16 protein-coding genes are annotated in these 17,966 nt (G+C 65.8%); 7 read left to right on the top strand and 9 right to left on the bottom strand.

The window, feature by feature from the left end; translation table 11 throughout:
- Position 1: 1 nt before the first annotated feature.
- The 6 genes from ACFSX5_RS16750 to ACFSX5_RS16725 all read left to right on the top strand — a co-directional run bounded on the left by ACFSX5_RS16750 (position 2) and on the right by ACFSX5_RS16725 (position 6,499).
- Positions 2–1,027 carry a glycoside hydrolase family 3 N-terminal domain-containing protein gene (locus ACFSX5_RS16750; RefSeq protein ID WP_386834977.1) on the top strand — a complete coding sequence of 342 codons (1,026 nt, stop codon included), beginning with the start codon at positions 2–4 and terminating at the stop codon, positions 1,025–1,027.
- A 31-nt stretch (positions 1,028–1,058) separates the two neighbouring features.
- The gene (locus ACFSX5_RS16745; protein ID WP_386835673.1) at positions 1,059–2,726 is read left to right on the top strand and encodes an ABC transporter substrate-binding protein; all 1,668 of its coding nucleotides are present in this window, start codon (positions 1,059–1,061) and stop codon (positions 2,724–2,726) included.
- A 184-nt stretch (positions 2,727–2,910) separates the two neighbouring features.
- Complete coding sequence (locus ACFSX5_RS16740; protein ID WP_386834975.1) at positions 2,911–3,888, top strand: ABC transporter permease; 978 nt, start codon at positions 2,911–2,913, stop codon at positions 3,886–3,888.
- Positions 3,889–3,891: 3 nt separating this feature from the next.
- Positions 3,892–4,779, top strand: coding sequence for an ABC transporter permease (locus ACFSX5_RS16735; RefSeq protein WP_386834974.1), 888 nt, complete (start codon positions 3,892–3,894; stop codon positions 4,777–4,779).
- Complete coding sequence (locus tag ACFSX5_RS16730; protein ID WP_386834972.1) at positions 4,776–5,594, top strand: ABC transporter ATP-binding protein; 819 nt, start codon at positions 4,776–4,778, stop codon at positions 5,592–5,594. Before ACFSX5_RS16735 ends, ACFSX5_RS16730 begins: the two co-directional genes overlap by 4 nt.
- Positions 5,591–6,499: an ABC transporter ATP-binding protein gene (locus tag ACFSX5_RS16725; protein ID WP_386834971.1), complete on the top strand. Its 909-nt coding sequence runs from the start codon at positions 5,591–5,593 to the stop codon at positions 6,497–6,499. Before ACFSX5_RS16730 ends, ACFSX5_RS16725 begins: the two co-directional genes overlap by 4 nt.
- A gap of 68 nt (positions 6,500–6,567) precedes the next feature.
- On the opposite strand, the gene ACFSX5_RS16720 is transcribed toward ACFSX5_RS16725, so the two are convergent.
- The 4 genes from ACFSX5_RS16720 to groES all read right to left on the bottom strand — a co-directional run bounded on the left by ACFSX5_RS16720 (position 6,568) and on the right by groES (position 10,782).
- The gene (locus ACFSX5_RS16720; RefSeq protein WP_386834970.1) at positions 6,568–7,683 is read right to left on the bottom strand and encodes an anhydro-N-acetylmuramic acid kinase; all 1,116 of its coding nucleotides are present in this window, start codon (positions 7,681–7,683) and stop codon (positions 6,568–6,570) included.
- Positions 7,684–7,691: 8 nt separating this feature from the next.
- Positions 7,692–8,693 carry a serine hydrolase domain-containing protein gene (locus ACFSX5_RS16715; RefSeq protein ID WP_386834968.1) on the bottom strand — a complete coding sequence of 334 codons (1,002 nt, stop codon included), beginning with the start codon at positions 8,691–8,693 and terminating at the stop codon, positions 7,692–7,694.
- Between the two features lie 113 nt (positions 8,694–8,806).
- A complete protein-coding gene (gene groL, locus ACFSX5_RS16710; protein ID WP_386834967.1) occupies positions 8,807–10,432 on the bottom strand; it encodes a chaperonin GroEL in 1,626 nt (541 codons plus the stop codon).
- A 35-nt stretch (positions 10,433–10,467) separates the two neighbouring features.
- Positions 10,468–10,782 carry a co-chaperone GroES gene (gene groES / locus ACFSX5_RS16705; protein ID WP_386834966.1) on the bottom strand — a complete coding sequence of 105 codons (315 nt, stop codon included), beginning with the start codon at positions 10,780–10,782 and terminating at the stop codon, positions 10,468–10,470.
- Between the two features lie 203 nt (positions 10,783–10,985).
- On the opposite strand from groES, the gene ACFSX5_RS16700 reads away from it, so the two are divergent.
- Positions 10,986–11,255 carry an usg protein gene (locus ACFSX5_RS16700; RefSeq protein ID WP_386834964.1) on the top strand — a complete coding sequence of 90 codons (270 nt, stop codon included), beginning with the start codon at positions 10,986–10,988 and terminating at the stop codon, positions 11,253–11,255.
- Here the strand turns inward: ACFSX5_RS16700 and ACFSX5_RS16695 are convergent.
- The 5 genes from ACFSX5_RS16695 to ACFSX5_RS16675 all read right to left on the bottom strand — a co-directional run bounded on the left by ACFSX5_RS16695 (position 11,252) and on the right by ACFSX5_RS16675 (position 17,962).
- A complete protein-coding gene (locus tag ACFSX5_RS16695) occupies positions 11,252–12,268 on the bottom strand; it encodes a LacI family DNA-binding transcriptional regulator (RefSeq protein ID WP_386834963.1) in 1,017 nt (338 codons plus the stop codon). The genes ACFSX5_RS16700 and ACFSX5_RS16695 overlap by 4 nt on opposite strands.
- 76 nt (positions 12,269–12,344) lie before the next feature.
- On the bottom strand, positions 12,345–14,459 hold the full coding sequence (locus ACFSX5_RS16690; protein WP_386834962.1) for a beta-galactosidase: 2,115 nt from the start codon (positions 14,457–14,459) through the stop codon (positions 12,345–12,347).
- A 78-nt stretch (positions 14,460–14,537) separates the two neighbouring features.
- Positions 14,538–15,416, bottom strand: a complete 879-nt coding sequence (locus tag ACFSX5_RS16685) for a 2-hydroxy-3-oxopropionate reductase (protein WP_386834961.1) — start codon at positions 15,414–15,416, stop codon at positions 14,538–14,540.
- A gap of 3 nt (positions 15,417–15,419) precedes the next feature.
- The gene (gene hyi, locus ACFSX5_RS16680; RefSeq protein ID WP_386834959.1) at positions 15,420–16,205 is read right to left on the bottom strand and encodes a hydroxypyruvate isomerase; all 786 of its coding nucleotides are present in this window, start codon (positions 16,203–16,205) and stop codon (positions 15,420–15,422) included.
- Between the two features lie 17 nt (positions 16,206–16,222).
- Positions 16,223–17,962 carry an ABC transporter ATP-binding protein gene (locus tag ACFSX5_RS16675; RefSeq protein WP_386834957.1) on the bottom strand — a complete coding sequence of 580 codons (1,740 nt, stop codon included), beginning with the start codon at positions 17,960–17,962 and terminating at the stop codon, positions 16,223–16,225.
- Positions 17,963–17,966: the final 4 nt, after the last annotated feature.

Here is a 17,966-nt window from a genome sequence, read left to right as displayed (position 1 = left end):
CATGCCGTCCACCACGCCGCTCGCGCTGTTTGTGGGCATGCCTGGCTACGAACTCTCGGCCGACGAAATCGCCTTTTTCCGCGAGGCGAACCCGTTCGGGCTGTTCCTGTTCAAGCGCAATCTCGACAAGCCCGAGCAGATCCGGCGGCTGTGCGCGCAGTTCCGCGAGGCGGTGGGGCGCGAGGATGCGCCGGTCTATATCGACCAGGAAGGCGGCCGCGTGCAGCGGCTCGACAACGGCAACTGGCCGCTGTTCCGGAGCCTCGGCAGCTTCGGCGCCCTCGCCCGCAAGGATCTCGAGGCCGGCAAGCACGCGCTGCGCCAGTCGACGCTGGCCATGGGCTCGATGATGGCCGAGCTCGGGATCGGCAGCGGCACGACGCCGGTGGTCGACCTGGCGCGCAAGGGCACGCATGACGTGATCGGCCAGCGGGCCTTTGGCGACGACCCCGAACTGGTGGCCGAACTCGGCCGCGTGGTGGTCGAGGCGATGCTGGAGGTCGGCGAGATGCCGATCATCAAGCACATCCCCGGTTATGGACGGGTGACGGTGGACCCCCATTTCGACTGCCCGGTGGTGGATGCAGAGGTGGACGACCTCATGGGCACGGACTTCCGCCCGTTCATCGCGCTCAAGGATGCGCCCTGGGCCATGGTCGCGCACCTGATCTTCACCCGCATCGATACCGAGCGGCCGGCCTCGGTGTCGCCGCTGGTGTGCCAGTTGATTCGACAGCAGCTCGGCTATGATGGCGTGCTGATCACCGACTGCCTCACCATGGAGGCACTCAAGGGAAGCTGGCCGGAGCGCGTGCGTGCCGCGCTCGATGCCGGCTACGACATTGCCCTGCACAGCCAGGGCGATCTTGCCGCCAGCGAGGCGGCGGCGAAGGCGGCGGGACCGCTGACCGACGACAGCCTCGCACGCATCAACCGCGCCCAAACGAGGCTCGGGAACAAGCGCGTGGATGTCCTGGCACTCCACGCCGAGGTGGAACGCATTTTTTCGGAGCACGGCCTCGCCTGAGGCGGCCGCACAGAGGAGACAGAGAACAATGATCAGAACATCGCTGCTGACGGCCGCCGCCGTCGGTCTTCTGGCATCGGTCGCGATGCCGGCCAGCGCACAGGACAGCGGCAACGTGCTGACCCTGGCTTCCGAGCAGGTCACCACCTTCGTGCGCAACTTCAACCCGTTCAGCCAGACCTCGGCCCGCTACACCACGCTCGACTTCATGTACGAGCCGCTGGTGGTGTTCAACCGCCTCAAGGCCAACGAGCCGAACTACCGCCTGGCCGAGAGCTACGAACTGGCCGACGACCTCAAGTCGATCACCTTCACCCTGCGTGAGGGCCTGAAGTGGTCCGACGGCGAGGCGTTCACCGCCAACGACGTGATCTTCACCTACGACTACATCAAGCAGTTCCCGGCCCTGGACTTCATCTCCATCACGCCGCAGCTCGCTTCGGTGGAGAAGCTCGATGAGCGCACGGTGCGCTTCAACCTCAACGAGCCAAACTCGCTGATCGCCAACACCATTGTCGGCATGCCGATCGTGCCGGAGCACATCTGGTCCGAGGTCGAGGATCCGGTGACCTTCGCCAACGAGAACCCGGTCGGCTCCGGCCCGATGACCGAGATCACCCGCTTCACCCCGCAGGTCTATGAGCAGTGCCGCAACCCGCACTACTGGGATGCGGAGAACCTCGAGGTCGACTGCCTGCGCATGCCGCAGCTCGCCGACAACCCGCAGGTGCTCGCCGCGCTGGCCGAAGGAAGCCTCGACTGGGGCACCAGCTTCATCCCCGACATCGACAACACCTTCGTCGCCAAGGACCCGGAGCACCACCACTACTGGTTCACGCCGTCGAGCCTGGTGTCGCTGCAGATGTCGCAGATTTCGCCCGACGAGAACGCCCGCAAGGCCTTCAACGACGTGAATTTCCGCCGCGCCATCAGCATGCTGGTCGACCGGCAGACCATCGTCGACATCGCCGGCTACGGCTATCCGCTGGTCAATGAGGACCCGTCGGGTCTGGGCGAGCTCTATGCCTCGTTCGCCAATCCGGAAGTCGAGACGCAGTTCGGCCAGTATGGCCGCTTCGACCTCGAAGCCGGCATCGCGCTCCTGGAAGAGTCCGGCTATGTCGACGCCGATGGCGATGGCTTCCGCGACAATCCGGACGGCACGCCGATCGAACTCGACTTCAAGGTTCCCAATGGCTGGACCGACTGGATCGATGCGGTCCAGATCGCGATGGAAACCCTGACGGAAGCCGGCATCAACGTCTCGATGTCGACGCCGGAAGCCGCGGTGTGGACCTCGGACCTCATCGCCGGCAATTTCGAGCTGACGCTCAACGCCCTCGCGGCAGCGGCCGACCCGTACCTGCCCTATATCCGCTCGTTCAACCCCGAAGACTTCGGCAAGAGCCGCTTCACTGCCCCGCATTGGGAGAACGCCGAAGTGGTCGAACTGCTGGGCCAGTACACCCAGATCAAGGATCCGGCCGAGCAGAAGGCGATCATGGACCAGGTGCAACTGTTGGTCGCGGAGGCTCTGCCGATCATCCCGCTCTACAACAGCCCGGCCTTCTACCAGTACAACACCACCCGTTGGACCGGCTGGGCCGATGCCGAGAACCCGAAATACTCCCCGGTGGTCTCGGTCACCAACCCGGCACGCCTGTTGCAGTTGCTCGACCTCGAGCCTGTGACGGAGTGACCCAGAGTTTGGCGGGAGCGAGCCCTTGCGCTCCCGCCAGACGCGACTACCGATGACGTAGCTCATTCCGGCGTCAGCCCCGCGCAGGCGGGAATCCACTCTTGGAACGCTCCGGCAAGAATGGATCCCCGCCTGCGCGGGGATGACGCGGGTGGTGATCGCCGCGAAGGAGAAAAAAGCAAAAATGGCCTTTCTGCTCCGGCGGCTGGCGTTCTACCTGGCAGCGTTCCTGGCTGCCGCCACCATCAATTTCTTCCTGCCGCGGCTGATGCCGGGCGATCCGATCCAGATCATGTTCGCCAGCGCCGGTTCGGAGCTGTCGCTCGAGAACCTCAATGCGCTGAAGCTCACCTTCGGCTTCATCGATGCGCCGCTGCATGAGCAATACCTGGCCTATATGCAGAGCGTGTTCACCGGCGACCTCGGCCGCTCGATCAAGTATTTCCCACTGCCGGTCACCGAACTGCTCGCACGCGCGCTGGTGTGGACGCTGGGGCTGGTGGGGATCGCCACGCTGGTCAGCTTCACCCTCGGCACGTTGATGGGCATCATGGCGGCCTGGCGGCGCGGCACGCTGTTCGACTCGATCGTGTCGATGTCGGCGATCTTCTCGAGCTCGGTGCCGGCGGTCGTCGTATCGCTGCTGGTGCTGTTCGTGTTCGGCTACACGCTGCGCTGGTTCCCCAACGGCTATGCCGCCGACCCCATGCTCGATCCGGCGTTTAGCTGGCCGTACATTTCGAGCGTCATCTACCATGGCACCCTGCCGATGCTGACGATGGTGATCGTCCTCACCGGCGGGTTCGCGGTGACCATGCGCAACAACATGATCAACCTGCTTGGCGAGGACTACATCGTCATGGGCCGCGCCAAGGGGCTCTCCGACACGCTGGTGATGCTGTGGTACGCGGCGCGCAATGCGCTGTTGCCGACGATCTCGAGCCTCGCCATCGCCATCGGCACGGTGCTCGGCGGCTCGCTGGTGACCGAGGTGGTGTTCAACTATCCCGGGCTCGGCAACACGCTCTACCAGGCGATCCTGGCGCGTGACTATCCGGTGATCCAGGGGCAGTTGCTGATCATGACCGCTGCGATGCTGGTCTCCAATTTCATTGTCGATCTGAGCTATGTGCTGCTCGATCCGCGGCTGAAGAGGGCCTGACCCATGGCGCTTCTCAAGCAGCTTCTGCACAACCGCAAGGCGGTGGTGGGCCTCGCCATCCTGACGCTGATCGTGCTGGTGGCGATCTTCGCGCCGTTCCTGACCGAATACAGCCCGGTACGCCGGGTCGGCCGGCCACACCAGACCCCCTCGTGGGAGCACTGGCTGGGCACCACGCGGCTCGGGCACGACGTGTTCTCGCGGCTGGTGCATGGCGCGCGGGTGTCGCTGGCGGTCGGCTTCGGCGCCGGGCTGATGATCACGATCATCGGCACGGTGCTGGGCATCATTGCCGGCTACAAGGGCGGCGTCGTCGACGAGGTCATCAACTTCTTCACCAACATGGTGCTGGTGGTGCCGAACCTGCCGCTGCTGCTGGTGCTGGCGGCGTTCATCGGCCAGGCGAGCCCGCTGGTGATCGCCGTGATCCTGGGGCTCACCTCCTGGGCCTGGGGCGTGCGGGTGACGCGCGCCGAGACGCTGTCGATCCGGCAGCGGGATTTCGTCAAATCAGCGGAGATGCTGGGCGAGCCGGGATGGCGGATCATGGCGCTGGAGATCTTCCCGAACCTGATCTCCATTGTCGGCATCAACTTCATCGGCAGCGTCATCTTCGCGGTGATCACCGAGGCGACGCTGGAGTTCCTGGGGCTCGGCGACCCCAACACGGTGTCGTGGGGGATCATGCTCTACAATGCGCAGAACGCCTCGGCGCTGTCGGTCGGCGCGTGGTGGGACCTGTTGGCGCCGTGCTTTGCGCTGGCACTGCTGGGCCTCGGGTTGGCGCTGATCAACTTCGCCATCGACGAGATCGCCAATCCGCGGCTCAGGACCGGCGGCATGCTGAACCGGTGGACGCGGATGGTGCGGCTCGGGGAGGGCAAGCTATGAGCGAACCGGTTCTGTCCGTCCGCAACCTCAGCATCGACTATGTGGGCGCCGAGGGCGACTTCCATGCCGTCAAGGATGTGAGCTTCGACATCGCGCCGGGCGAGTTCTTCGGGCTCGCGGGGGAGTCGGGGTGCGGGAAATCCACCATTGCCTTTGCCGTGAGCCGGCTGCATCGGCCCCCTGCCCTGATCCGCACCGGCAGCCGGATTCTGGTGGGCGGGCGCGACGTGCTGGCGCTCGAGGACGAGGCGCTGCGCCGCTTCCGCTGGAGCGAGGTGGCGATGGTGTTCCAGAGCGCGATGAACTCGCTGAACCCGGTGCTGACCGTGGAGGCGCAGTTCTACGACGTGCTCCATGCTCATACCGGCGCGAGCCGGGCGGAGGCGCGGGAGCGGGCGGCGGAGCTGCTGAAGCTGGTCGATATCTCGCCGGAGCGGCTGAGTGCCTACCCGCACCAGATGTCGGGCGGGATGCGGCAGCGCACGGTGATCGCCATGTGCCTCGCGCTCAACCCGAAGCTGCTGATCATGGACGAGCCGACCACGGCGCTCGATGTGGTGGTGCAGCGCGAAATTTTGCAGCGGATCGACGTGTTGCGGAAGCAGCTCGGCTTCTCGGTGCTGTTCATCACCCACGATCTCGGCCTGATGGTGCAGGTCAGCGACCGCATCGGCATCATGCTCGAAGGCGAGCTGGTGGAGGTAAACGACGCCCAGACCATCTACCGGGCCCCGCAGCACCCCTATACCAAGCGGCTGTGGGCCTCGATGCCGCGGCTGCATGGCGAGCAGATCAGCGCAGGAGCCGAAGCATGAGCGGCGCGTCACCCATTCTCGCGCTCGAACGGGTGTCGAAGGTGTTCGGCCGCGGCGACAGTGCCGTCTATGCGGCGCGATCGGTGTCGTTCGGACTTCATGCCGGGCGGACGCTGGCGCTGGTGGGGGAGTCCGGCTCGGGCAAGACCACGGCGGCGCGGCTGATCATGCGCGAATACACGCCTGACGACGGGCAGATCCTGTTCCGCGGCGAACCGCTGGGCAAGGCGGGTCGCAAGGCACTGAAGGCCTACCGTTCCGCCGTGCAGATGGTGTTCCAGGATCCGTTCTCGTCACTGAACCCGGCCCACACCATCCGCTACCACCTGGAGCGGCCGCTGCGGCTGCACCAGCCGGAGTTGAGCGGGCCGGGGCGAAAGGCGGCGGTGGAGGAGTTGCTGGCGCGGGTGAAGCTCGATCCGAAGCTGGTGATGCCGAAATTCCCGCACGAGTTGTCGGGCGGGCAGCGGCAGCGCATCAGCATCGCGCGGGCGCTGGCCGTCAATCCGCAGGTGATCGTCGCCGACGAGCCGACCTCGATGCTCGACGTGTCGGTGCGGCTCGGCATTCTCAACCTGCTCAACGCAATGAAGGCCGAGGAGCAGTTGGCGCTGCTCTACATCACCCACGACATCGCCACGGCACGCTACGTCGCCGAGGACATCATGGTGATGTATGCCGGCCAGATCGTTGAATGGGGTGCCACCGACAGCGTGCTCGGCAACCCCCAGCACCCCTATACGCGGCTGCTGCTGGCGGCGGTGCCGGACCCCGACCGCCGCTTCGACCAGTCCGCTCCGGACGAGTTGAGCCAGGTGGACGACATTCGCCGCCGCTCGGCGCTGCCGCAGGACGAGACGCGGCAGTTCGGCGACAACCACTTCGTGCGAGTGCTGGCGGAGTAGACTTCCTTTCAGTGAATGGACCACCGGAACAAGCCCGGTGGTGACAGAGGAAGCCAGGATTCTCGGCTTCAGCCCGCCACCCGTCCGCCCGTCAGTGGGTGCGGGGCGCCGGTGGTGGTGGGGAAGCTGATCGGCAGGCAGCGCAGGACGCGGGCGGCGAGGAAGGCGAAGCATTCGGCTTCGATGGCGTCGCCGCGCCAGCCTACGGCCTCCGCCGGAACCGCGTCGACACCGGCACGCTCGTTCAGCATGCGCATGATCGCCGGATTGTGCCGGCCACCACCACAGACGATCAGGCGGTTCGGCCGCTCGGGCAAGAGGTCGAGCCCGCAGCCGACGGCGGCGGCGGTGAAGGCGGTGAGGGTCGCAGCGCCGGTGGTGAGGTCCAGGCCATCGGCCATGGCAGCAGTGAAGTCGAAGCGGTCGAGCGATTTCGGCCAGGGCGCCATGAGATAGCGATGCTCGAGGAGTTCGGTCAGCCGCGCCTCGTCCACCGTGCCGCTTAGTGCCAGGGCGCCGTCGCGATCCATATCGCCGGCCCCCATTGCCTTGACGAAGTCGTTGATGGGCGCGTTGGCCGGGCCGGTGTCAAAGGCGACCAGACGGTCGGCGCCATCCCACCAGGTGACGTTGGCAACGCCGCCGAGATTAAGCACGGCAGTTTCGCCGCGCGCGCCGAGGCCGCGGAGCAGGGCCTGATGGTAGATGGCGGCAAGGGGAGCGCCCTGCCCTCCGGCGCGCACATCGGCGGTGCGGAAGTCATAGGCGACGCGAACGCCGAGCAGTTGGTGCATCAATCCGCCATCGCCGAGCTGGCGGGTGTCGCCCTGGCGCTCGGCGGTCGGAGCGCGGTGGAGCACGGACTGACCGTGGAAACCGACGACGCCAATCTCCGATAGCCGCATGCCGCGGCCCTCGACGAAGCGGCGGACGGCATCGGCCTGGGCGCGGGTGAGCGCCGCTTCGGCCTCGGCGAAGATCGCTGGCTCGGGCCCGTCGAAGTTCCAGGTGCGGGCGGCGGCAAGGGTCGCCTCCAGCACGGAGCGCAGATCCTCGCCATAGGGCATCAGCTCGTAGGGGCCGAACTGCTCCACCGTTTCGCCGTCGGTCTTGAGCAGGGCCACGTCGACAAAGCCGTCAAGGGCGGTGCCGGTCATCAGGCCGACGGCCCAGATCGGTTCCATAGTGAGCCTCAGTGCTGGTTGATGCGGTCGCCGACCGCGCGGCGCAGCGCGAAGATGCCGCTGTCGAAATGTCGGGTGGGATGGACGCGGTTGGTCAGCAGCGTCCAGGCGCGGCCACGGGCGAAGTCGATCCAGAGGCCGGTGCCGGTGAAGCCGGTATGGCCGATGGTCTCGGGTGAGCACAGCTCCCCTCCCGACCAGCCTTCATAGGGCCGCTCCCAGCCATGGGTGCGGCGCGCCGAAAGCGGCGTGCGCATCAGTTCGACGGCGGATGGGGAAACCGTGGTGCCGGCGAGCACGCCATGGGCGAAGCCCAGGACCGAGGAGACGGTGCCGAACAGGCCGGCATGGCCGGAGCCTTCGAGCGCAGCGCAGTTCTCGTCATGTACCTCACCGACAAGAACCCGGCCGCGCCACGGGCAGTGTTCCGTGGCGGCCGAGGAGGACGGATCGGCAGACCAGGCGAAGCCCGCACCCGGGTCGATGGCCCGAATGGTCTGGCCTTCGAGCCGCTCGATGGCGATGCCGAGCAGGATGAAGTTGATGTCGGAATAGACTGCGGGCCCGGCTTCCCAATCGCGCTGCAGCACGAAATGGCGCAGCAGGTTCGGGTCGGTGCCGTAGGTATAGAGCGGAAACACGCCCGGGAACGGCGTCTGGTGGCCAAGGCACTGGCGGAAGGTGATCTTGCGCTGCCAGTTGTCCGGATTGTACTGCACGAAATCGGGGATGGCGCTGGTGAGCGGTGCATCGAGATCGAGCTTGCCCTGTTCGGCCAGCGCCAGGATGCGGGGCATGGTGAACAGCACCTTGGTGAGCGAGGCGAGATCGAACCAGGTGCCCTCCTCCATCGGCCAGCGATGCGGCACCGTCTGCGCCGCGCCGGCCACGCGAACCGCGCGGTTTCCGGCAGCATCGACGACACCCAACACACCACCGGGAATTCGGCCGGCACTGATCGCGGCGTCCACCAGCTCGAAGGCGTAGTCGAGGGCAGTATCGAGACTCATGCCGACTCTCTTTCGGGCACACTGACAGACACCGCCGTCATAGCCCAATCCGGTGCTGGCGCATACGACAAGGGGCCCGAACGGGCCCCTTGTGCAGTTGCTGAAGGACGAAACTAGAAGTCCATGCCACCGCCCGGCATGGCCGGCGCGGCCTCCTTCTTGGGCTTTTCCACCACAATGGCTTCGGTGGTGATCAGCAGCGAGGACACCGAGGCGGCGTCCTCGAGCGCGGTGCGCACCACCTTGGCCGGGTCGATCACGCCGGCCGACACCAGGTCCTGGTACTCGCCGGTGGCGGCGTTGTAGCCCCAGTTGTACTCGTCCTTCTCCAGGAGCTTGCCGGTGATGATCGAGCCATCGGCACCGGCATTGACGGCGATCTGCTTGGCCGGCGCCTGAATGGCGCGGCGGACGATGTCGATACCGGCCTGCTGGTCCTGGTTGGCGCCCTGAAGGCCTTCGAGGGCCTTGAGCGAGCGGAGCAGCGCCACGCCGCCGCCCGGCAGGATGCCCTCTTCAACGGCGGCGCGGGTGGCATGAAGGGCGTCGTCGACGCGGTCCTTCTTCTCCTTCACCTCGATTTCGGTGGCACCACCAACGCGGATCACGGCAACACCGCCGGCGAGCTTGGCCAGGCGCTCCTGCAGCTTCTCGCGATCGTAGTCGGAGGTGGTGTCCTCGATCTGCGCCTTGATCTGGTTGACGCGGCCCTGGATGTCTTCCTTGGAGCCGGCACCGTTGACGATGGTGGTGTTCTCCTTCTCGATCACCACCTTCTTGGCGGTGCCGAGCATGTTGAGCGTCACGTTCTCGAGCTTGATGCCCAACTCTTCGGAGATGACGTTGCCGCCGGTGAGGATGGCGATGTCTTCCAACATGGCCTTGCGGCGGTCGCCGAAGCCCGGCGCCTTGACGGCCGCGACCTTGAGGCCGCCGCGCAGGCGGTTGACGACCAGAGTCGCGAGCGCCTCGCCTTCCACATCTTCGGCCACGATCAGCAGCGGCTTGCCCGACTGAACAACCGATTCAAGAACGGGCAGCAAGGCCTGGAGATTGGAGAGCTTTTTCTCGTGGAGCAGGATGTAGGGGTCTTCGAGTTCGACCCGCATCTTCTCGGAGTTGGTGACGAAATAGGGCGAGAGATAGCCCCGGTCGAACTGCATGCCCTCGACCACTTCGAGTTCGGTCTCGGCCGTCTTGGCTTCTTCGACGGTGATCACGCCGTCATTGCCGACCTTCTCCATCGCCTCGGCGAGGAACCGGCCGATTTCGGCATCGCCGTTGGCCGAAATGGTGCCCACCTGGGCGATCTCGCTGTTGGCGGTGACCTTCTTGGCGTGGCTCTTGAGGTCTTCGACCACCTTGTTCACCGCAAGGTCGATGCCGCGCTTGAGGTCCATCGGGTTCATGCCGGCGGCAACCGCCTTGGCGCCTTCCTTGACGATGGCCTGGGCCAGCACGGTTGCGGTGGTGGTGCCATCGCCGGCCAGATCATTGGTCTTGGAGGCGACTTCGCGCACCAGTTGTGCGCCCATGTTCTCGAACTTGTCTTCGAGTTCGACTTCCTTGGCGACGCTCACGCCATCCTTGGTGATGCGCGGTGCCCCGAAGGATTTTTCGATGACCACGTTGCGGCCCTTGGGACCGAGGGTCACCTTGACCGCATTCGCAAGCGTGTCCACGCCGCGCAGCATCTTTTCGCGCGCATCGGCCGAGAACTTGACTTCCTTGGCAGCCATTTTCTGCTTTCTGCTCCCTAACGAATGACTGTGACTCAGGCGGCCTTTCGGGCCGGTTCGGCAGCCTCGATGATGCCGAGGATGTCGCTTTCCTTCATGATCAGCAGGTCTTCGCCATCGAGGCGCACCTCGGTGCCGCTCCACTTGCCGAAGAGCACGCGGTCACCGACCTTGACGTCCAGGGCGACGATCTCGCCCTTTTCGTTGCGGGCGCCGGCGCCGACGGCGACGACTTCGCCTTCAGACGGCTTTTCCTTGGCAGTGTCGGGGATGATGATGCCGCCGGCGGACTTCTGATCGGCCTCGATACGGCGAACGACCACACGGTCGTGCAGGGGACGAAGTCCCATGGTCCAACCTCCACATAGAGACAATGACGGAGCTTCCCCCGGCATCCCCGGGAGGAAGCGATCATCAACTTAGGAGGGGCAAAAGCCGGTTCAAGAGGTGCAGTGCGAAAATTTTGGCACTCCCTGAATGGGAGTGCTGATTTGTGTCAAGCACCTGTTTGTGCTCGCCTATTCGGGAGTGAACCAGCAAGGGACTCCCTGTCATGACCGATCGTGCCTTTCTCAAGCAGATGGCGGGCTATGGCCTCACCACGGCGCAGATCCACTACCATCTGCCGGACCAGCCGTCGCTGCTGCAACTGTTCGTCTGGCAGGAATACGACCTCGCACCGCAGTTTCCAGAGTTGAAGGCGTTCCTCGATTTCTGGTCGCGCGAGATCGAGGGCAAGCTCCATTCGGTGACGGTGGCCCATGCCGGGCTGATCCGCCCGGCCGAGTTCCGCAACGCCGCGGGTCTGGTAACCCTGCACTAGCCTGCAGCGGCAAGGCGCTTGGCTGCGGTCGCCGAAGCAGGAGCGGGGCCGGAGGATTGCCGCTCGATCAGGTGGCCGCAGAGCATCACGCGAACCGGCACGCTGGGGTTGATGCGCTGGTGGATGCGATCATCGAGCACGCGCGCCAGCCCGGCGCCGATCTCCTGACCCTGTGTTTTCACCGTGGTGAGGTTGGGGGTGATCTGGGTGGCGGCGGAGAAGTCGCCGAAGCCGATCACCGTGGCATCGTGCGGGATCTTGTAGCCCATGCCCATCAGTTCGGACATGGCGGTCAGGGCCAGCCCGTCATGGGCGCAGAAGAAGGCTGTGGGATTGAAGCCTTCGTCCAGCAGCTCGCGGAAGCAGCCCATGAACATCTTCTCGGAATCGAAGGTGAGCTGGCGCAGCTCGACGTCGGGGTGCTGCTCCACCACCTCGCGCAGCCCGTAGAGGCGCTCGACGCGACCGCGGTAATTGGCCGAGCCCTGCACATAGGCGATGCGACGATGGCCGAGCCCGATCAGATAATTGGCGACGGCGGCGCCGGATTCGTGGTCGGTACCGTGCACCATGTCGAAGCGCTCGAGCGGGTCGATCCAGCCATTGAGCGACAGCGGAATACCGAGTTCCTTGATCCGGTACTTGCTCTCCTTGAGGTGCGGCCCCACCATCGACACGCCGGCGCAGGTGCGGGCAAACGCCTCCACCTCGTCCGGCAGGTGTGTCCAGATCATGCGGGCCTGGTAGCCGCGGCGGGCGGCCTCGCTCTGGAAGCCTGACTGTACCAGCACCTGGAGTTCCGAGTTCACGAGGTCGGTATCGTGGAAGACGATGCCGAGCACGTTGGGGGTGCTGTCCTGCACCGGCCGCAGATAGCCGAGATCAGCCGCAACCGACTGCACCAGACGCCGCGTCTCTTCGCTGACCCCGCTCTTGCCGGACAGCGCCCGCGAAACGGCAAATTTCGACAGCCCGGTTTTCTCGGCGATGGTGGCTAGTGTGACGCGCGTCAATTGCAGTCCCCCGTTTAGCGGCTGCTGATAGTGCCTCCGTCAGAATAACACAACCTAACGTTGCTCTCGCGGCTGGTTATGGTTGCTGTCGTTCGATGATGAGAACGTCACGAGGAGCGACGGTGAAGTTGCCGCTGTTAGGTTCGAAGTTGACCGGCCAGTACACAGTACCGGCGGTTACTCGTTCGCCATCGACATCAACTGAGACCGTTGCAGTCTCTCGCGTGGGATTGAGGAGCCACAGCACCTGACGGTTGCCATCTTGGTGTAGGCGGGCCTGCAGGCGGTTGTCGGAGAGCGTCACGCGCGGCTTGCGGCCGGCCCAGTCGAGCACACCGGCAAAGTAGGCAAGGTTGTTGGCTTCGCTCCTGGTGAAATAGCCGACGCCCGGATGCGTGCCGACCAGCAGGGTGCGACCCTGCCCGAACTCGTGTTCCACCACGGCCGTCCTGCCGTCGCTGAAGGCGCCAAGCGCCTTGCCGCCGGCAAGAAGCGTATAGGACTGCAGGAACCCGCCGCCGCGGACCGGCTGGCCGCGGAAGTCGAAGCTGATGCGGTCACCGATGTCCGGCATGAACTCGACCTCGTCCTCCCGCACGCCGAAGACGGCATCGAGGCCATGGTTCGGCTGCACCGTGCCGACCTTGCCGCGATCGCCGAAATAGCCCGGGGTCGCCTCGGAGATCAGTGTGCCCCCCTGCTCCACCCAAGCCCGCAGCGCTGCGGCGGTCTGGCTGGTCATCGAGATCGGGTATGGCGCGTAGAGGACGTCGTAGCCGGCGATATCGTCGATGTGGACCCAGTCGGCCTGCACGCCATTGTCGAAGAAGCCGCGATAGGCACCCCACATCGCTTGCCGGTAGGTTTCGGGAGAGTGCTTGTGGCTAAGGAGGTAATCCCAGGCCTGCGCTTCGGGGATCACGAGGAGGCCGATGTCGCCCTTGACTGGGCGGGCGGAGAACAGTCGTTGCTGCTCGGGGGCATTGGCCCATTTGGCGAGGTCGCTGGCCATGTCGGAGCGCGGGGTGCGGCTGCCGTCCATGCCGTAGGAGCCGAAGGCGCCGAACAGGGGGCCGTCGAGCAGCGGCCGGTAGCGCAGGTTCAGCACACCGGTGGCGCCGGCGGCGAACGACGTCATGGTGAGCAGGCGGATGTCCTCCGGCTCCATGACGCGCGCATCTTCCTTGTCGCGGCCGAGCACCTGCGGCTGCATCCACAGCGGCCCGCCGGGCCGCTCGGCGTGCCACCATTTCTTGCCGCGGGCAGCGGCCCGGGTGAGGTCGGGGCCGAAGAAGTTCTGCCAGGGCTTGAAGCCGCGGCGGCCGGGTACCCAGGTGAGGCCGTAGAGTTCCACCTTGGAGGCGGCGAGCCAGTCGTCGGAGCCGTTGGAGGCCATGTTGGGGATGGCCCCGCCGACGCCGTGGGCGGCGATCAGGCAGTCCTGGTCGACGGCGCGGATGGTGTCGATGCGCCACTGCATCTGGTCGTAGTAATTGGCCTTCTTGAACTCGAGCCAGTCGAGGTTCTGCGGATAGGCGGCGACTTCGCGCGGGGCCTGGATGTCGTCCCACTCGGCGTGGGAATAGCGGTACCAGGCCTCTGCCAGGGCATCGAGCGTGCCGTATTTCCCCTGCAGCCAGCGGCGGAAATCGGCCTGCATCCACTCGGAATAGTCGACATCGGCCGAGTAGTTGACCTCGTTCCAGACGTCGTAGCCGAGGAGCCCCGGATGGCCCTTGTAGCGGGTGGCGAGCGCGGTGAGGAAGGCGCCCGCTGCCTCCTTCACCTCGGGGCAGTTCATGGTCAGCGAGCCGGCGCCACCGCCATTATGGGCAAAGCCGCCCACGGCCGCGCTGACGCCCATGATCGGCTCGAGTTCGCGGCCGTCCGCCCGGATCACGCGGGCATGGCCAAACTTGCGCCACGCCCAGTCGGGCACGGTGTGGGTGAGTTCGGCGATGACGGTCTTGATGCCGTTTTTGGCGGCGAGGTCCATCTGCCTATCATAATCATCCCAATCGTAGACGCCCGGGCGGCGCTCGATGGCCGACCACATGAACCAGTGCCGGAAGACGTTGAGCCCGTCCTGGGAGGCGACGCCATAGTCGCGCTCCCAATCCTCCCGCGGCGGGTTGGACTTGCGGAAATAGACGGCACCGAACGGGGTTTGCGGCAGCTTGTCGAGCGGCATTGCGGGTAGTCTCCGGACAACAGGAAGCCGGGCGGCGCCGAGCCGACGCCGCGGGAGCTCCCTCGATGGGTAATCAGGTCAGTCGGCGCTGGCGCCGGCCATGGTTTCAAGCGTGCGGATCAGGGCGGAATGGTCCTTGTCGCCATCCCCGAGCGCCAGGGCTGCGTTCATCAACTGCGCGGTGGCGGCGGTGTTGGGCAGCGCAACCTCCAGTGCGCGGGCAGCATCGAGCGCCAGCGCCAGATCCTTGCGGTGGAGGCGGATGCGGAAGCCCGGATCGAAGGTGCGCTTGACCATGCGTTCCCCATGCAGCTCGAGGATACGCGAGGAGGCAAAGCCGCCCATCAGCGCCTCGCGCACCTTGGCCGGATCGGCGCCCGCCTGCTTGGCGAACAGCATCGCCTCGGCCACCGCCTCGATGGTGAGGCCCACGATGATCTGGTTGGCGACCTTGGCGGTCTGGCCGTCGCCGACGCCGCCCACGCGGGTGATGTTCTTGCCCATCAACTGGAACAGCGGCAGGGCGCGCTCGAAGGCCGCCTCGCTGCCGCCGACCATGATGGTCAGAGCCGCGTTCTTGGCGCCCACTTCCCCGCCAGACACGGGGGCATCGAGATAGTCGACGCCCTTTTCGGCCAACCGCGCCGCGAAGGTCTTGGTCGCGACCGGAGAGATCGAGCTCATGTCGATCACCAGAGAGCCGGACTTGATGCCCTCGGCAACACCGTCCGGGCCGAACAGCACAGCTTCCACGTCCGGCGTGTCCGGCACCATGAGGATGACGACGTCTGCGGCAGCCGCCGCTTCCCTCGCGCTGTCGACCGGATTGGCGCCAGCATCCACAAGATGTTGGGAGACCGGCTTCACCCGGTGCACGAACAGTTCGTGTCCGCCGGCAATGAGGTGCCCGGCCATGGGGCGACCCATCACGCCCAGTCCGATAAATCCGATCTTCATGGCTCAGGCCCTCCGCAGATAAGGGGCCATCCAGCCGAGCCCCGCAGTCGTTGTGGTCTTCGGCTTGTATTCGCAGCCGACCCAGCCGGCGTAGCCGAGCCGGTCGAGTTCGGCGAAGATGAAGCCGTAGTTGATCTCGCCGGTGCCGGGCTCATTGCGTCCCGGATTGTCGGCGACCTGCACATGCCCGATGCGGTCGAACAGGCGCTCGAAGGTCGGGATCAGATCCCCCTGCGAGATCTGCATGTGGTAGAAATCGTACTGGATCTTGAGGTTGTCGACGCCCGCCATGGCCATGATGCGCTCGGCGTGGTCGGTGGTCGACACGTGGTAGGTCGGCATGTCGCGCCGGTTGATCGGCTCGAACACCAGCGCGATGCCGGCATCCGCCAGCCGCGGCGCGGCGTAGGCGAGGTTGTCGGCCAGCGTCCGGTCGAGCTCGGCCGCATCAGCGCCAGTCGGCGCGAGGCCGGCGAGGCAGTTCACGGTGGGGCACTTCAGCGCCTTGGCGTAGTCGATGGCGGTGTCGATCCCGCGGCGGAACTCCTCCACCCGGTCCGGCAGGCAGCCGATGCCGCGCTCGCCGGCCGCCCAGTCGCCCGGCGGCAGGTTGAACAAAGCCTGCACCACGCCGGTCTCGGTCAGCGCGTCGGCGATCACGTCCTTGTCCAGCTCGTAGGGAGACACGTATTCGACGGCACCGAAGCCGTCGGCCGCTGCCTTGCCGATGCGCTCGATCAGCGGCACCTCCGGGTAGAGAAACGATAGGTTGGCGGCAAATCTCGGCACGAGGCGTCTTCCTCCGGTCAGGCGGTGAATCGGGTGCGGTGAAGCATGCGCTTGTTGCGCGGGTCGGGGTTGGGCACCGCCGAAATGAGGCTCCTGGTGTAGGCCTCCTGCGGGGCGGTGCAGATCTGCTCGGCGGGCCCCAGTTCCACCAGCCTCCCACGGTGCATCACGGCGACGCGGTCGCAGAAATAGCGAACCACCGAGATGTCGTGGGAAATGAAGATGAAGCTGAGATCGAGCCTCTTCTGAATATCGAGCAAGAGGTCGAGGATCTGGGCGCGGATCGACACGTCGAGCGCGGCCGTAGCCTCGTCGGCGATGATGATCTTGGGATCGAGCGCCAGGGCGCGGGCGATGCCGATGCGCTGACGCTGTCCGCCGGAGAAGGCGTGCGGGTAGCGCTCGCGCATGGCCGGATCGAGCCCGACCAGTTCCAGCAGTTCACAGACCCGGTCGTCCATGGCCTTGCGGTTGTGCTGGCCGCCGACCACCAGCGGATCGGCGACGATGTCGCGCACCGTCATGCGCGGGTTCAGCGAGGCGAAGGGATCCTGGAAGATCAGCCGCACCTGGCGATGGAAATCGCGTAGCTGCCGCTTGGACAGCGCGGTGATGTCCACCTGCTCCTGCATGCCGGGGTGAAACAGCACCTGGCCGGAGGTGGGCTCGACGATGCGCAGCAGCATGCGGCCGAGCGTGGTCTTGCCGGAGCCGCTTTCGCCGACGATGCCGAGGTTCTCGCCGGAGTGGAGATCGAAGCTGACGTCGTCCACGGCCTTGATGGCGTGCTTGTTGCCACCCAGCCAGGAGGTGGCAGCGCCATAGACCTTGCTCATGTTGCGGGCCGACAGCACCACCGGCCGCTCCGTGACGTTCTCGGTGCGGGTGGCGGCGCGGCGGTTCTGCTCGAGCTTCACCGTCGAGCTGAGCAGGCGCCGGGTGTAGGCGTGCTGCGGATTGTGGAAGATGTCGTCCACCGACCCGCTCTCGACGATGCGGCCGTAATGCATCACCGCCACCTCGTCGGCGACCTCGGCTACCACGCCCATGTCGTGGGTGATCAGCAGCATGGCCATGCCGCGGCTGACCTGCAGACGCTTGATGAGGTCGAGGATTTCGGCCTGGGTTGTGACGTCGAGGGCGGTGGTCGGCTCGTCGGCGATCAGCACTTCCGGGTTCGCCGCCAGCGCCATGGCGATCATGGCGCGCTGGCGCATGCCGCCCGAGAACTCGAAGGTGTAGCGATCCACCATCTGCTCGGGATTGGGGATTTCCACCTGCCCCAACAGTTCGACGGTGCGTGCCCGCGCCTCGGCCTTGCCGAGGTTGGTGTGCAGGCGCACCGCCTCGATGATCTGCGAGCCGATGGTGTGCACCGGCGACAGCGAACTCATCGGCTCCTGGAAGATCAGACCGATGCGGCCACCGCGGATCGCCAGCAGCTCGCGGCTGCGCTCCTCAAGCCGGGCGATGTCGATCGGCTCGCCCTTGCCGCGAAGGGTGATGCTGCCGTTGGCAATGGAGCCGTTGCGGTCGATGATGCGCATCAGCGCCCGCGCCGTGACGCTCTTGCCGGAGCCGCTTTCGCCCACGAGGCACAATGTCTCGCCGCGCCGCAGCTTGAAGCTGACATTGCGGGCGGCATGCAGCACCTCGTTGCGCAGCCGGAAATCGAGGCTGAGATTGTCGACGCTGAGGACGACGTCTGCGTCGGTCCGGGTCGCGTCGGCGGCGGCTGAAACCTGCGCTATCTGCATTGGA

Source organism: Devosia albogilva, assembly GCF_042685625.1.
Lineage (GTDB): Bacteria > Pseudomonadota > Alphaproteobacteria > Rhizobiales > Devosiaceae > Devosia > Devosia albogilva.
The sequence above is the reverse complement of the archived record's forward strand: the minus strand, read 5'-3'. Positions and strand labels throughout refer to the sequence as shown.

Bases quoted from the DNA above. Each gene is read 5' to 3' on its own strand.
- ACFSX5_RS16750 (WP_386834977.1), top strand. From the start codon at position 2: ATGCCGTCCACCACGCCGCTCGCGCTGTTTGTGGGCATGCCTGGCTAC.
- ACFSX5_RS16740 (WP_386834975.1), top strand. From the start codon at position 2,911: ATGGCCTTTCTGCTCCGGCGGCTGGCGTTCTACCTGGCAGCGTTCCTG.
- ACFSX5_RS16735 (WP_386834974.1), top strand. From the start codon at position 3,892: ATGGCGCTTCTCAAGCAGCTTCTGCACAACCGCAAGGCGGTGGTGGGC.
- ACFSX5_RS16730 (WP_386834972.1), top strand. From the start codon at position 4,776: ATGAGCGAACCGGTTCTGTCCGTCCGCAACCTCAGCATCGACTATGTG.
- ACFSX5_RS16725 (WP_386834971.1), top strand. From the start codon at position 5,591: ATGAGCGGCGCGTCACCCATTCTCGCGCTCGAACGGGTGTCGAAGGTG.
- ACFSX5_RS16720 (WP_386834970.1), bottom strand. From the start codon at position 7,683: ATGGAACCGATCTGGGCCGTCGGCCTGATGACCGGCACCGCCCTTGAC.
- ACFSX5_RS16715 (WP_386834968.1), bottom strand. From the start codon at position 8,693: ATGAGTCTCGATACTGCCCTCGACTACGCCTTCGAGCTGGTGGACGCC.
- groL (WP_386834967.1), bottom strand. From the start codon at position 10,432: ATGGCTGCCAAGGAAGTCAAGTTCTCGGCCGATGCGCGCGAAAAGATG.
- groES (WP_386834966.1), bottom strand. From the start codon at position 10,782: ATGGGACTTCGTCCCCTGCACGACCGTGTGGTCGTTCGCCGTATCGAG.
- ACFSX5_RS16700 (WP_386834964.1), top strand. From the start codon at position 10,986: ATGACCGATCGTGCCTTTCTCAAGCAGATGGCGGGCTATGGCCTCACC.
- ACFSX5_RS16690 (WP_386834962.1), bottom strand. From the start codon at position 14,459: ATGCCGCTCGACAAGCTGCCGCAAACCCCGTTCGGTGCCGTCTATTTC.
- ACFSX5_RS16685 (WP_386834961.1), bottom strand. From the start codon at position 15,416: ATGAAGATCGGATTTATCGGACTGGGCGTGATGGGTCGCCCCATGGCC.
- ACFSX5_RS16675 (WP_386834957.1), bottom strand. From the start codon at position 17,962: ATGCAGATAGCGCAGGTTTCAGCCGCCGCCGACGCGACCCGGACCGAC.